The following is a 14,124-nucleotide window of genomic DNA, read 5'->3' as shown; positions in this document are numbered from 1 at the left end:
GACGACATCCGTCGTGGCGCGCGGGTTATCCCGTGGTCCGGCCGTTGGCCGGTGCCTACCATCGACGGATGACTGATACGGCGAGGACGGCCCGCGCCGGCGTCCCCGAACGTCCGACCCTGGACGGCATCGAGGAGACCTGGGCCCGCCGCTGGCAGGAGGAAGGCACGTACGCGTTCGACCGCGCGAAGACGACCGTGCGGGGGCGCAGCGCGGCGTCAGACGCGCCGAGCCCGAACGGTCGCAGGGCCGACGTGTACGCGATCGACACCCCGCCGCCGACCGTATCGGGCGAGCTGCACATGGGGCACGTCTTCTCGTACACGCACACGGACGTGGTGGCCCGGTTCCAGCGGATGCGCGGGCGCACGGTCTTCTACCCGATGGGCTGGGACGACAACGGCCTGCCCACCGAGCGCCGGGTGCAGAACGTGTACGGCGTGCGCTGCGATCCGGCGCTGCCGTACGACCCGGACCGGCAGGCCCCCGAGGCCCCGGTGAGCGAGGCCGCCCGCAAGGACCCGACCCCGGTCTCCCGACGCAACTTCATCGAGCTCTGCGAGCGGCTGACCGCCGCCGACGAGCAGGTCTTCGAGGCGCTCTGGCGGCGACTCGGGCTCTCCGTGGACTGGTCGTTGACGTACACCACGATCGGCGCGGCGGCCCGGGCCGTGTCGCAGCGGGCGTTCCTGCGCAACCTGGCCCGGGGCGAGGCGTACCAGGCGGAGGCGCCGACGCTGTGGGACGTCGGCTTCGCCACCGCCGTCGCCCAGGCGGAGTTGGAGGACCGGGAGCGGCCCGGGGCGTACCACCGGCTGCGGTTCGCGGGGCGGGGCGGGCGCGAGATCCTGATCGACACCACCCGCCCCGAGCTGCTGCCGGCCTGCGTGGCGCTGGTCTGCCACCCCGACGACGAACGCTACGCCGACCTGGTCGGCGGCACCGCGCGTACGCCGGTCTTCGGGGTCGAGGTGCCGGTGCGGGCGCACCCGCTGGCGGACCCGGCCAAGGGCACGGGCATCGCGATGGTCTGCACCTTCGGCGACCTGACCGACGTGACCTGGTGGCGGGAGCTGCGGCTGGACACCCGAGTGGTGATCGGCCGCGACGGCCGGCTGCTGCCCGAGCCGCCGGCCGGCGTGCCGGCGCAGCCGTACGCGAAGCTGGCCGGGCAGGGCGTCGACGGCGCCCGGCGGACGCTGGTGGAGATGCTGGCCGAGGCCGGCGACCTGGTCGGCGAGCCGCGTCCGATCACCCATCCGGTCAAGTTCTACGAGCGCGGCGACCGGCCGCTGGAGATCGTCTCGACCCGGCAGTGGTACCTGCGCAACGGCGGACGCGACGCGGGCCTGCGCGAGGAACTGCTCGCCCGGGGCGGGGAGCTGCGCTGGGTGCCGGAGCACATGCGGCACCGCTACGCGCACTGGGTCGGCGGCCTGACCGGTGACTGGCTCGTCAGCCGGCAGCGCTTCTTCGGCGTGCCGGTGCCGGTGTGGTACCGGCTCGACGACGCTGGCGAGCCGGACTGGTCCCAGCCTCTCACGCCGGCGGAGTCCGCGCTGCCGGTCGACCCGTCCACCGACGCCCCGCCGGGGTTCGAGGAGGCGCAGCGGGGCCGCCCGGGCGGCTTCGTCGGCGACCCCGACGTGCTCGACACCTGGGCCACCTCGTCGCTGACCCCGCAGATCGCCGGCGGGTGGGAGACCGACCCGGACCTGTTCGCCCGGGTCTTCCCGATGGACCTGCGCCCGCAGGGGCAGGAGATCATCCGCACCTGGCTGTTCTCCACGGTGGTCCGCTCCCACCTGGAGCACGGGGCGCTGCCGTGGCGGGACACGGTGCTCTCCGGCTGGATCCTCGACCCCGACCGGAAGAAGATGTCCAAGTCCAAGGGGAACGTGGTCACCCCGATGGCGCTGCTGGAGCAGCACGGCTCCGACGCGGTGCGCTACTGGGCGGCCAACGGCAGGCCGGGCATGGACCTCGCCTTCGACCCGGCCCAGATCAAGGTCGGCCGGCGGCTGGCCACCAAGCTGCTGAACGCGTCGAAGTTCGCCCTCGGGCTGGGCGCCGCCGACGCGTTGCGGGCCCCGGCCACCGAGGCGCTGGACCGCGCCATGCTCGCCGAACTCTCCGGCGTGGTCGCCGCCGCGACGTCGGCGCTGGAGGCGTACGACCACACGGCCGCGTTGCAGGTCGCGGAGAGCTTCTTCTGGCGGTTCTGCGACGACTACATCGAGCTGGTGAAGGAACGCGCCTACGGCTCCGGGCCGGGGGCGGACTCCGCCCGGGCGGCGCTGGCCACCGCGCTGTCGGTGCAGTTGCGGCTCTTCGCCCCCGTGCTGCCGTACGCGACCGAGGAGGTCTGGTCGTGGTGGCGCTACGGGTCGGTGCACCGCGCGACCTGGCCCACCACGTACGAGGTGGACCGGGCGATCGAGGGCGCCGGCGAACCGGAGCTGCTGCGGCTGGCCGGCGACGCGCTCAGCCAGGTGCGCCGGGCCAAGTCGGAGCGGAAGCTGTCGATGAAGGCGGAGGTGCCGCTGGCGGAGGCGCTCGGCCCGGCGGCCCTGCTGGAACAGTTGACCGCGGTCGCCGACGACGTCCGGGCCGCCGGCCGGATCGCCAAGCTGGACCTGCTCCCCGACCGCACCCCGGAACTCGTGATCGCCTGCGCGTTCTGACCGGCCGGCCCCGTCGCGCCCCACCGGGCGCGGCGGGTGCCGGGTGGGCCCAGCGGCGCGGCGGGGCTCACCAGCCGCGCAGCAGGCGCAGGCCGAGCAGGAAGGCGACGACGGCGGGACCGACCAGCAGGGTGATCGCCTGGAGGCGGTACGGCATCCGGTGCCGGGTCAGCTCCACCGCGTTGCCCAGCACGATCACCCCGGCCAGCATCAGGAACGCACCCCACATCGGGGCCGCCCCGACGTCGACCAGGCCGACGCGGACCAGTTGCAGCATCCCGCCGAGCAGCAGGGCGCCGGCCAGCGCCAGCAGGGCGACCGCCCGGTGCAGCCCCCGGGCCAGCGGGTGGACCAGCCGCCAGCGGTAGGTGCCGGCGACCGCGAGGCACGGCAGGACGACCATCAGCGGCCAGCCCCGCCCGAACGCGCCGAACATCAGCAGCGCCCCGACCGCGAAGACCAGCGCGCCGAGGCAGGCGACCACGTAGCCGGCGAAGGCCCGCCCGCCGCCCCGGGCCAGCAGCGGCCCGCCGGTGGCGGCGATCAGCGCGCCGGGGATCAGCACGAAGCCGGCCCACCAGTGGAAGTGCCCGGTGGCCTGCGCGGCCGTGGTGGTCGCCGCCGCCGCGAGCCCCGCCACCGCCAGGCTGACCATCCAGTGCCGGCCGGCACCCGGATGGGACTCCCGCGACATCACCAGCCCCGTCTCCGCGCTCACGCCGTCAGCCTCGCGCAGCCGCCCGGACCGGTCCATCCGGCCAGCCCTACCATCGCAGGTGGGGCCGCCCGGACGACCGTCATGGCGGAGATCAGCTCGTCTCGCCGGCCACGCTGAACGAACGGAGCCGGTCGACCGCCAGCGCGGTGAACCCCACGCTGATCAGAGTGGCCATCACCGCCGCCACCGGCACCGAGACGCCGGCCTCCAGCAGCCCGGTGGGGGCCATCCGGTCGGCGATGCTGATCACGTACTGCTGGATGGAGAGCACCTTGGTGCCGCTGACGACGTTGCCGAGCAGCCCCTCCCAGATCAGCACGTAGACCAGGCCGAGCAGCACCGGCCGCCGGGTGAGGAGGCTGAGCGCCACGAACAGCGCCGAGTACGCCAGCGCACCGACCGCCGACGCGACGGCGAGCGACAGCCCGAGGCGTACGGAGTCGGCCAGCACGCCCGCCACGTAGAGCGGCACGGCGACGGTGACCGCGGTGACGCCGGCGGCCACCGCCAGCTTGGGCAGCACGATCTGCCAGCGCGGCAGCGGCTTGGTCAGGATGTGCACGACCGTGCCGTCGTCGATCTCTGCCCCCAGCACGCCGGTGCCGACGATCAGGGCGACCACCGGGAGCACCACGGCCAGGCCGAGGCCGACCAGCACCGGCGGACCCCACTCGCCCGGGTCCACCCCGAGCGCGCGGGAGAGCACGGCGAGCAGCACCAGCACCACGGGCAGCGGCAGCAGCAGCAGGAACCGGCGGCGCCCGAACAGCCCCCGCACGGTGATCCAGGAAACGGTAGACATGGGTTCAGGCCTCCACGAGGTAGGAGAAGACGCTCTCCAGGGATTCGTCCTCGGGCACCAACTGCCGCACCCGGATGCCCTCCGCCAGGGCGATCTTCGGCAGGACGCGGGTGAACGCGCCGTAGTCGCCGGCCCGCACGGTCAACCCGGCGCGGCCCAGCTCGACCCCCGTCACCGACGCCTCCGCCATCAGCGCCACGGCGAGCGCCCGGTCGTCGGTGGAGTGCACGGCGAAGACGTGCGGCCGGTTGGTCATCAGCCGGCGGATCGTACGGAAGTCGCCGGAGGCGGCCAGCCGGCCGGCGACCATCACCTGGACGGTGCCGGAGACCTGCTCGACCTCCTCCAGGATGTGCGAGCTGAAAAGGATGGTCCGGCCGGCGTCGCCGAGGCGGTGCAGCAGCTCCATCATGTGCAGCCGCTGGCGCGGGTCCATCCCGTTGAACGGCTCGTCGAGCAGCAGCACCTGCGGCTCGTGCACCAGCGCCGCGGCCACCCGGGCGCGCTGCCGCATGCCCTTGGAGTACGTGCCGATCCGACGGTCCTGCGCGCCCTCCAGCTCCACCAGGGCGATCGCCCGGCGGGCCGCCTCCGTCGGATCCGGCAGCCGGTGCAGCTTCGCGCTGGCCAGCACGAACTCGTGCGCGGTGAGGAAGCTGTGCACGGCCTCGCGCTCGCTGACCAGGCCCAGCCGCCGGTAGACCTCCGGGTTGCGCCAGGTGGGCCGGCCGTCCAGGCTCACCGCCCCGCGCGACGGGGCCAGGAAGCCCGCCATCATGTGCAGCAGGGTGGTCTTGCCCGCGCCGTTCGGGCCGAGCAGCCCGGTGACGCCCGGGCCGAGGCTCATGCTGACGTCGTTGACCGCCACGACGTTGCCGTACCAGCGGGAGACGCCGTCGAGGTCGAGGGTGCTGACGGCGGCGGTCGGCGTCCCCGCCACCTGGTCGGCGCTGATCGTGGTCATCGGGCAGCCACCTTCCGGTATCGCAGCATCAGCAGGGCGACGCTGCCGGTCACGAGCAGCACGGCGGCGACCGCATAGATCGGGCCGAAGTCGCCGATCGGCACTCCGCCCTCCCCCTCGAACAGCAGCAGGTCGCCGAGCGCCCAGGTGCCCACGCCGCCCACCAACGTCGAGGGCGAGGCCAGGAAGGCCAGTTCGTTGACCGTCTGGGAGGGCATGATCGACAGGGTGCCGACGATCGGGGTGGTCATCAGGAACACGGCCACGATCCCGCCGGCCGCGAACGCCCGCTTGCCGGTGAGGGAGGCGACCAGCAGGCCGACCGAGGCGAAGACGACCGCCCAGAGCCCGGCGTAGAGCAGGCTGGGCAGCAGGTCGAGCAGCTCGTTCCAGACCCCGCGCATGCCGTCGCCGGTGGTGAAGGCGGCGCCCAGGAACATCAGCAGCTGCGGCCCGCCGAGCAGCAGCCAGAGCGCGGTGGCCAGCGCCAGCAGCTTGGCCAGCGGATAGTCCGAACGCGGCAGCGGCCGGGAGAAGTAGAGCGGCAGCACCCCGCTGCGCAGGTCCCGCGAGACCAGCTCGGGGGCGACCACCGCGACGAAGAAGATGACCAGCCAGCTCATGTTGTCGGCGAACTGGGCGTACGTCATCACCGCCTCGCCGACCTGGCTGCGAACCGCCGCGAGCCCGGCGGCCACCACGGTGACGATGGCGACCACCAGCCAGGGGAAGATCTTGGCCTTCGCACTGCGGCCCAGCCCGAACGCCGTACGCAGGCCGTGCAGGTAGAGCGCGCCGAAGACGGCCCGGCGGCCCAGCCGAGGACCGGTGTAGCGCTGGTAGCCGATGTCGTGGATGACGCCGGTCGGCTCAGGCATGGCTGGGCTCCCTCGTGGCGAAGAGTTCGGCCACCCGGTGCCGGCGCTGGTCCAGCCGGTGCAGCGGCAGGTCCAGCTCGGCGACCGCGCCGAGGATCAGGTCGTAGGTGGCGTCGTCGGCGAGCTCGACGAGCAGCAGCCGGCCGTCCCGGCGCACCGGCAGGTCGAGCGCGGCCAGCCGGGTGGCCAGCTCGTCGGTGCCCTCGCTCACCTCGACGGCGAGCACGTCGGTGGCCGAGGTCATGGCGGAGATGTGGTCGGCGCGCAGCAGCCGCCCGCCGTCGATGGCGACCAGGGTGTCGCAGATGCGCTCGACCTCGCCCAGCAGGTGCGAGCAGACCAGCACGGAGATGCCGAACTCGGTACCGATGCGGTGCACCAGCGCCAGCATGGCGTCGCGACCGGCCGGGTCGAGGCCGTTGGTCGGCTCGTCGAGCAGCAGCAGGTCGGGGTCGTGCACCAGGGCCTGGGCGAGCTTGACCCGCTGCTTCATGCCGGTGGAGTAGCCGCCGACCGGACGGTAGCGCTCCTCGTAGAGCCCGACGTGGCGCAGCGCCTCCGAGGCCCGTTCGCGGGCGACCGTACGCGGCAGGCCGCTGATCCGGCCCAGGTGGGTGACCAACTCGGCGGCGGAGAGGTCCGGCGGCAGGGCGTCGTGCTCGGGCATGTAGCCGACCCGGGCGCGGACCTGGGCGGCGTCGGTGGTCGGGTCGAGGCCGAGCACCCGGACCCGTCCGCTGGTCGGGGCGAGGAGGCCGAGCAGGATCTTGATCAGGGTGGACTTGCCGGCGCCGTTCGCGCCGACCAACCCGATGATCCCCGGCTCGACCGCGACGGTCAGGTCGGCCAGCGCGGTGACCCCACCCCCGTACGTCTTGGTCAGCGACTCGGTCGCGATGAGTGTCACGTCGTACAGCGTAGGAGGCGACGACCGCCCCGGGCAGCGGCTCGCCCCCGGGCGCTCCCCTGATCCTGGCGGCCCGCGTCCCCTAGGGTCCGGCGCGGCCCCCGGCGGTGGCGGGCGGGCCGGCACCGCCGGCACGCATCCGCCTCCGCCACGCCGCGCGGGGCAGACAGGACGCGGCCCGGACCGACAGACTGTGGGCGTGAACCGACTCTTCCGCGCACCGCTGACGTGGGTGGTGGTCGCCGTCCTCGCCGCCGGGTCGGCGTTCGGCCTCTACTGGTTCCAGCCCTGGAAGCTGGTCACCGACGCCGAGGTCGACGAGGCACTCTCGAGCGTGGCGGCCACGCCGGCGCCGACGGGTTCCGCCACGGGCGCGGCGCCCGCTCCCGCCGGGCCGGTCCTCGTCGGGCAGGGCGACTTCGTGACCCACGAGCACGACACGTCGGGCAGCGCGCGGATCGTCCGCGCCCCCGACGGACGGCACCGGCTGGAACTCGTCGGCCTGGCCACCTCCAACGGCCCGGACCTGCGGGTCTGGCTCACCGACCAGCCGGTGCGCAGCGGCACTGCCGGGTGGCGGGTCTTCGACGACGGCCGGTGGGTCGAGCTGGGCCGGCTCAAGGGCAACCGGGGCGACCAGGGTTACGACATCCCGGCCGACGTCGACCTGACGGGCCTGACCAGCGTCTCCATCTGGTGCAAGCGGTTCGCCGTCTCCTTCGGGGCCGCGCCCCTGACCCTGCCCCGCTGACCCGCCGGCCGCCGTCGCCCGCCGGCTGAGCCGCCGGTGGAGTGGCGCTCTCGACCGATCGCCGGCCGGCTGAGAAACTGTGTGCCGGTCAGTGTCGTTTGGGGGATGGATGAGCAACAGCTGGGTGCTGCCCGACGAGGTGCTCCGGGATGCGCCGGCGTACACGCCGCGCCCCGGCGAGCTGGCCGACCTGGAGCTGCTGCTGACCGGGGCGTACGCGCCGCTGGCCGGCTTCATGACCCGCGCCGACCTGGTCTCGGTGAGCCGCCGGGGCCGGCTCGCCGACGGCTCGCCGTGGCCCGTGCCGGTGACCCTCCAGGTGCCGGCGGCGCTCGCCCAGGGCCTCGACCCGCGCGACGAGGCACGCCGGGCCCTGGTGCTCACCGACGGCGAGGGCGCGCCGGTCGCGGCGCTGTCGGTCGCCGACGTGTGGCAGGTCCGCGACGGGGTGGCCGGCGTCGGGGGCACGGTCCGCCGGCTCGGCGACGGCGGGCACGGCCCGTTCCAGCGGCTGCGCCGCACCCCGGAGGAGGTACGCCCGCTGCTGCCGTCGGGGCGGGTGCTCGGGGTGATCGCCGACCGGCCGCTGCACCGGCCGCAGCTCGCCCAGATCGCCCACGCGGTCCGCACGCTCGGCGCCCACCTGCTGGTGATGATCCCGGTCGGCGAGGACGGCCTCGGCGGGCTGCCGCCGGAGGCGCTGGTGCGCAGCGTCTTCGCCGCCCGCGACCGGATGCCGCCGGCCACGCTGGTCGCCGTGCCGCTGTCCCGGCGGCGCGACGAGATCAGTGACGCGCTGCTGCGGGCCCGGGTGTCGGCGGCGTACGGCGTCACGCACCTGCTCTCCACGGGCGAGATGCTCTCCGGCGCCGGCCTGCGGGTGCTGGTGCCGCGCGAGCTGGCCTACGACAACCGCGACGGGCAGTGGCGCTGGCGGGAGGACATCCCGCCGCGCAACCGGCGTCTGGCGCTGACCCAGCCGGAGATCGACGACCTGCTGGACCGGGGTTTCCCGCTGCCCGAGTGGCACACCCCGCCGGCGGTGGCGAAGGAGCTGGCCCGGGCCCGGCCGCCGCGGCGGCACCGGGGTCTGGTGATCTTCCTGACCGGGCTCTCGGGTTCCGGCAAGTCGACGATCGCCCGGGGCCTGGCCGACGTGCTGCGCGAGCAGGGCGACCGGAGTGTCACGCTGCTCGACGGGGACGTGGTGCGCCGGGAACTCTCCGCCGGGCTGGGCTTCAGCAAGGCCGACCGGGACCTGAACGTCCGGCGCATCGGCTGGGTGGCGGCGGAGATCGCCCGGCACCACGGCGTCGGCATCTGCTGCCCGATCGCCCCGTACGCCCAGGCCCGCGCCACCGCCCGCGAGATGGCGCTGGCCGCCGGCGCGGGCTTCCTGCTGGTGCACGTGGCGACCCCGCTGGAGGTCTGCGAGCAGCGCGACCGCAAGGGTCTCTACGCCCGGGCCCGGGCCGGCCTGCTGACCGGCATGACCGGCATCGACGACCCCTACGAGGAGCCGACCGACGCCGACCTGGTGGTCGACACCAGCGACCTGTCGGTCGAGGAGGCGGTCGAGGCCGTCCTGCACCACCTGAACGAGACGGGTTGGGTCGAACCCCGCCTCCCGTCCCTCTGACAGCCCCTCCGCCTACCGGTGGTCCCCTCCTTCACGCTAGTGTTCATCTTTGTTCGAACACGTTCGACCGCGTGAGAGTGCGCGGCAGGCACGGAGGTGCGGCGGATGCTCGCTCAGCAGCGACAGGCGGCCATCCTGGAGCGGGTCCGCGCCACCGGGGGCGTACGCGTCACCGAGCTGGCCGCCGAGTACGGCGTCTCGGACATGACCATCCGCCGCGACCTGGAGGCGCTGCACGAACGCGGCCTGCTGGCCAAGGTGCACGGCGGCGCGACGGTGGCCGGCCCCGGCTCGACCGACGAACCCGGCTTCCGGGTCAAGTCGGTGCGGCAGCTCGCGGAGAAGGCGGCCATCGCGGGCCGCGCCGCCGAGCTGGTCCGGCCCGGGGCGGCCGTGGCCCTCTCCGCCGGCACCACCACCGCCGAGCTGGCCCGCCGACTGGTCGACGTGCCGGGGCTGACCGTGGTCACCAACTCGCTGCCGGTGGCCGAGATACTGCACACCGGCGGCCGGTCGGACCAGACCGTGGTGCTCACCGGCGGGGTCCGTACGCCCTCGGACGCGTTGGTCGGGCCGCTCGCCGTCGCCGCCATCCGGTCGCTGCACCTGGACCTGCTCTTCCTCGGGGTGCACGGGATCACCCAGCGGGCGGGATTCACCACCCCGAACCTGATGGAGGCGGAGACCGACCGGGCCCTGGTGGCCGCCGCCGACCGGCTGGTCGTGCTCGCCGACCACACCAAGTGGGGCACCGTCGGCATCTCCTCGATCGTTGAGCTTTCCGCCGCCCACCTGCTGGTCACCGACGACCGGCTGCCCTCCGACGCGCGGCAGGCGCTCGCCGAACGGGTGGGCGAGCTGGTCGTCGTGCCCGCCTCGGCGGGCGCGGGGCGGGCGGCCACGACGACAGATGAGGGGATGGCGAGGTGAAGCGCACCGCGATCGCGCTGGCCGACGGCCGGGAGCTGATCTACTTCGACGAACGCGACGACGCCGTCCGGGACCAGCCGGACCGGCGCGAGCTGCCCCCGCCACCGCCCGCGTCGCAGCTGCGCCTGGACCCGCTGACCGACGAGTGGGTGGCTGTCGCCGTGCACCGGCAGACGCGCACCTTCCTCCCGCCGGCCGACCAGTGCCCGCTCTGCCCCAGCACCCACGGTCGGCAGAGCGAGATCCCGGCGCCCGGCTACGACGTCGCCGTCTTCGAGAACCGGTTCCCCTCGCTGAGCGGCCGGGTGGCCGACGAGCCCGCCGAGATCACCCCGTACACCCCGGTCCGGCCCGGCCGGGGCCGCTGCGAGGTGGTCTGCTTCACCGACGACCACAACGCGTCCTTCGCCGCCCTGCCGCCGCGTCGGGTGCGCACCGTCCTCGACGCGCTCGCCGACCGTACGCAGGTGCTCGGCGAGCTGCCGGGGGTGGAGCAGGTGTTCTGCTTCGAGAACCGGGGCGTGGAGATCGGCGTCACCCTGCACCACCCGCACGGCCAGATCTACGCGTACCCCTTCGTGACCCCGCGGACCCGGGCGTTGCTGGCCGCCGCCCGCCGGCACGCGGAGGGCACCGGCGGGCGCAACCTCTACGCCGACGTGCTCGCCGCCGAGCGGGCCGCCGGCACGCGGGTGGTCGCCGAGAACGACCACTGGACGGCGTACGTCCCGGCGGCGGCCCGCTGGCCGTTCGAGGTGCACGTGGCCCCGCACCGGGCGGTGCCGGACATCCCCGCGCTCGACGACGCCGAGCGGGACGCCTTCGGGCCGCTCTACCTGGACCTGCTGCGCCGCTTCGACGGGCTGTTCGACCTGCCGATGCCCTACATCGCCGCCTGGCACCAGGCGCCGGTACGCGTCGACCGCGAGCTGGGTCACCTGCACCTTCAGCTGTTCAGCATCCGGCGCGCGAAGGACAAGCTGAAGTATCTGGCGGGCTCCGAGTCCGGGATGGGCGTCTTCATCAACGACATCGCCCCGGAGCGCGCCGCCGAACTCCTCCGCGCCGCCTGAGCCACGGCACCGCGTCCACCGAACTGGGCTCAGCGGACGCGGGAAGGCCGCCGGCGTGACGCCCCCGGTTCGACCGGCGCTGCCGGCTGGAGCGGTACCGGTGGGCGCGGGCGGTCGGGTGGTCGCCGGTGGCGGGGCGGAGACAGGGCGCGGGGGGCCCGGGACAGGGCCCCCCGCAGGGAAGGGACGGCTGGCTGTACGCGACAGCCGGGAAGGCTGGCTGATCGGCGCGCTTGCCGCGAGGCGACCGCGGTCAACCTTCCTGGACGCGACTGGCATCTCGTCCACCCAGGTCAACGAGGCGCGCCGAAGCAGGTGACGCCGACGGCGTGTCACCCCCCGACACGCCGCCAAGCACGTACGCCGAAAGGCCAAGCAGATAGATCTTGGTAGGAATGGGCCCCTGGAGGGGCCGTTTCTCACCAAGATCTCAGGCGCTCGGCGGGCGACCACCGCCAGAGCCCACGCTCCCGCCACTCGACGGGACGGCAGGACGGCACGAGCGAGTGGAACGGCGGGAGCCCGCCGGCGGGTGCCGGCGGGCTCCTGGTGATGCGGCGGCGGCACCGTCAGGTGCCGCCGGAAGGCGCAGAGAAGATCAGGCGGAGAGCTTGCGCGCCAGGTTCTCGTCGAGCGCGTTCATGAACTCGTCGGTGGTCAGCCACGGGGCGTCCCGCGAGATGAGCAGCGAGAGGTCCTTGGTCATCTGGCCGCCCTCGACGGTGTCGACGATGACCTGCTCCAGCGTGTTGGCGAACTCGGTGACCGCCGGGGTGCCGTCCAGCTTGCCCCGGTGGGCCAGGCCCCGGGTCCAGGCGTAGATCGACGCGATCGGGTTGGTCGAGGTCTTCTCGCCCTTCTGCCACTGCCGGTAGTGCCGGGTGACCGTGCCGTGCGCGGCCTCGGCCTCGACCGTACGGCCGTCCGGGGAGAGCAGCACCGAGGTCATCAGGCCCAGCGAGCCGAAGCCCTGCGCGACGGTGTCGGACTGCACGTCACCGTCGTAGTTCTTGCAGGCCCAGACGTAGCCGCCCTCCCACTTGAGCGCGGCGGCGACCATGTCGTCGATCAGCCGGTGCTCGTAGGTGATGCCGGCGGCGTCGAACTCGGCCTTGAACTCGTTCTCGAACACCTCGGCGAAGATGTCCTTGAACCGGCCGTCGTACGCCTTGAGGATGGTGTTCTTGGTGGACAGGTAGACCGGGTAGTTGCGGTCCAGGCCGTACCGGAACGAGGCGCGGGCGAAGTCCCGGATCGACTCGTCGTAGTTGTACATGCCCATGGCGATGCCGCCGCCGGGGAAGTTGGCGACCTCCATCTCCATCGGGGCGCCGCCGTCGGCCGGGGTGTAGGTGATGGTCACCTTGCCCGGGCCCGGCACGACGAAGTCGGTGGCCTTGTACTGGTCACCGTGGGCGTGCCGGCCGATGATGATCGGCTTGGTCCAACCGGGGACCAGCCGCGGCACGTTGGACATGATGATCGGCTCACGGAAGACGACGCCGCCGAGGATGTTGCGGATCGTGCCGTTCGGCGACCGCCACATCTTCTTCAGGCCGAACTCCTCGACCCGGGCCTCGTCCGGGGTGATGGTCGCGCACTTGACGCCGACGCCGTGCTCCTTGATGGCGTTGGCGGCATCGACGGTGACCTGGTCGTCGGTCTCGTCGCGGTGCTGGATCGACAGGTCGTAGTAGTGCAGGTCGACGTCGAGGTAGGGCAGGATCAGCTGCTCCCGGATCTGCTTCCAGATGATCCGGGTCATCTCGTCGCCGTCGAGCTCAACGACCGGGTTGTTTACCTTGATCTTCGCCATCGGCCGGCGCTCCTCTCGGGGGACACGTGCTCAAGCAGTACGAGCGTACTGGAAACTGATCGGCAGTCCCCAGCCGGCCTCGGTCGGGCCGGAAGAAACGGAGTGCACGGCGCAGGGACCGCTGGCATGATCGCCCGATGCCGCTGAGCCGCATCCTCGGGTCTATCACGGTCACCGCGCTCACCGACGGCGAGGGGCCGTTCTTCCAGCCTCGCGCCGAGGCGTTCCCGGACGCCACGGCGGAGCAGTGGCGCGCCGCCGACCGGCGGGACCCGGGCACGGTGACCGCCGACGGCCGCTGGTGGTTGCCGTTCCGCGGCTTCGCGATCCGCGCCGGGGACGGCCCGGTGACCCTGGTCGACGCGGGGATCGGCCCGGCGGGCTCCCCCGCCGCGAGCTGGGCGCCGGTGCCCGGCCGGCTGCCGGCCGAACTCGCCGCCGCCGGCATCGACCCGGCCGACGTGCGCGCGGTGGTGCTCACCCACCTGCACAGCGACCACGTCGGCTGGGCGGTCACCGGCTCACCGGGCACGCCGTACTTCCCCAACGCCGACTACCTGCTCCAGCGGGCCGAGCTGGCCGCCGTGGGGCAGCTCGACCCGGGGCTGTCGGCCGGCCTGGTCGCGCCGTTGCGCGCCGCCGGCCAGCTCCGGGTGGTCGACGGCGAGGAGAGGCTCGATCCGGGCGTACGGCTGCTGCCGACGCCGGGGCACACGCCCGGGCACCAGTCGGTACTGCTGGAGGTCGGCGACGAGCGGCTGCTGCTCACCGGCGACCTGCTGGTGCACGCCGTGCAACTGGTCGACCCCGAGCTGGCGTACGCCCACGAGGAGGACCAGGCCACGGCGCGTGCCTCGCGGGTGGGCCTGCTGCGCGACCTGGCCGCGCGCGGCCCCACGGTCCTCGCGACCCCGCACCTGGGCGAGGCGTTCGTCACGCTGTAGCCGGATACGACGCGAGGG

12 protein-coding genes are annotated in these 14,124 nt (G+C 73.7%); 6 read left to right on the top strand and 6 right to left on the bottom strand.

The features are described 5' to 3' along the window. Positions 1-68 precede the first annotated feature (68 nt). Positions 69-2,684 carry a valine--tRNA ligase gene (valS, locus tag GA0070610_RS02250; RefSeq protein WP_088998481.1) on the top strand — a complete coding sequence of 872 codons (2,616 nt, stop codon included), beginning with the start codon at positions 69-71 and terminating at the stop codon, positions 2,682-2,684. Between the two features lie 67 nt (positions 2,685-2,751). Here valS and GA0070610_RS02245 read toward each other — a convergent pair whose 3' ends face one another. The 5 genes from GA0070610_RS02245 to GA0070610_RS02225 form a co-directional block, all read right to left on the bottom strand. Continuing rightward, the gene (locus GA0070610_RS02245) at positions 2,752-3,402 is read right to left on the bottom strand and encodes a hypothetical protein (RefSeq protein WP_231925879.1); all 651 of its coding nucleotides are present in this window, start codon (positions 3,400-3,402) and stop codon (positions 2,752-2,754) included. Positions 3,403-3,493: 91 nt separating this feature from the next. Then, entirely contained in the window at positions 3,494-4,204 is a 711-nt protein-coding gene (locus GA0070610_RS02240; RefSeq protein WP_088998480.1) for an ABC transporter permease subunit, read from the bottom strand. A gap of 4 nt (positions 4,205-4,208) precedes the next feature. After that, on the bottom strand, positions 4,209-5,168 hold the full coding sequence (locus tag GA0070610_RS02235; protein ID WP_088998479.1) for an ABC transporter ATP-binding protein: 960 nt from the start codon (positions 5,166-5,168) through the stop codon (positions 4,209-4,211). Further along, the gene (locus GA0070610_RS02230; protein WP_088998478.1) at positions 5,165-6,046 is read right to left on the bottom strand and encodes an ABC transporter permease; all 882 of its coding nucleotides are present in this window, start codon (positions 6,044-6,046) and stop codon (positions 5,165-5,167) included. Before GA0070610_RS02230 ends, GA0070610_RS02235 begins: the two co-directional genes overlap by 4 nt. Continuing rightward, positions 6,039-6,953: an ABC transporter ATP-binding protein gene (locus GA0070610_RS02225; RefSeq protein ID WP_088998477.1), complete on the bottom strand. Its 915-nt coding sequence runs from the start codon at positions 6,951-6,953 to the stop codon at positions 6,039-6,041. Before GA0070610_RS02225 ends, GA0070610_RS02230 begins: the two co-directional genes overlap by 8 nt. Before the next feature lie 193 nt (positions 6,954-7,146). On the opposite strand from GA0070610_RS02225, the gene GA0070610_RS02220 reads away from it, so the two are divergent. The 4 genes from GA0070610_RS02220 to galT all read left to right on the top strand — a co-directional run bounded on the left by GA0070610_RS02220 (position 7,147) and on the right by galT (position 11,346). Next, positions 7,147-7,704 (top strand): DM13 domain-containing protein, encoded by a 558-nt coding sequence (locus GA0070610_RS02220; RefSeq protein WP_392567283.1) that lies wholly within the window; start codon positions 7,147-7,149, stop codon positions 7,702-7,704. Between the two features lie 109 nt (positions 7,705-7,813). Further along, positions 7,814-9,343, top strand: a complete 1,530-nt coding sequence (cysC, locus tag GA0070610_RS02215; protein ID WP_088998476.1) for an adenylyl-sulfate kinase — start codon at positions 7,814-7,816, stop codon at positions 9,341-9,343. A gap of 105 nt (positions 9,344-9,448) precedes the next feature. Then, complete coding sequence (locus tag GA0070610_RS02210) at positions 9,449-10,273, top strand: DeoR/GlpR family DNA-binding transcription regulator (protein ID WP_088998475.1); 825 nt, start codon at positions 9,449-9,451, stop codon at positions 10,271-10,273. Further along, positions 10,270-11,346 (top strand): galactose-1-phosphate uridylyltransferase, encoded by a 1,077-nt coding sequence (gene galT, locus GA0070610_RS02205; protein ID WP_088998474.1) that lies wholly within the window; start codon positions 10,270-10,272, stop codon positions 11,344-11,346. Before GA0070610_RS02210 ends, galT begins: the two co-directional genes overlap by 4 nt. A gap of 598 nt (positions 11,347-11,944) precedes the next feature. Here galT and GA0070610_RS02200 read toward each other — a convergent pair. Beyond that, entirely contained in the window at positions 11,945-13,162 is a 1,218-nt protein-coding gene (locus GA0070610_RS02200) for an NADP-dependent isocitrate dehydrogenase (protein WP_088998473.1), read from the bottom strand. A gap of 137 nt (positions 13,163-13,299) precedes the next feature. On the opposite strand from GA0070610_RS02200, the gene GA0070610_RS02195 reads away from it, so the two are divergent. After that, positions 13,300-14,106, top strand: a complete 807-nt coding sequence (locus tag GA0070610_RS02195; RefSeq protein ID WP_088998472.1) for an MBL fold metallo-hydrolase — start codon at positions 13,300-13,302, stop codon at positions 14,104-14,106. The last annotated feature ends 18 nt before the right edge of the window (positions 14,107-14,124 follow it).

Source organism: Micromonospora echinofusca (assembly GCF_900091445.1).
GTDB lineage: Bacteria > Actinomycetota > Actinomycetes > Mycobacteriales > Micromonosporaceae > Micromonospora > Micromonospora echinofusca.
Note: the sequence above shows the minus strand (reverse complement) of the source record. Positions and strands in the feature narration are given on the sequence as shown.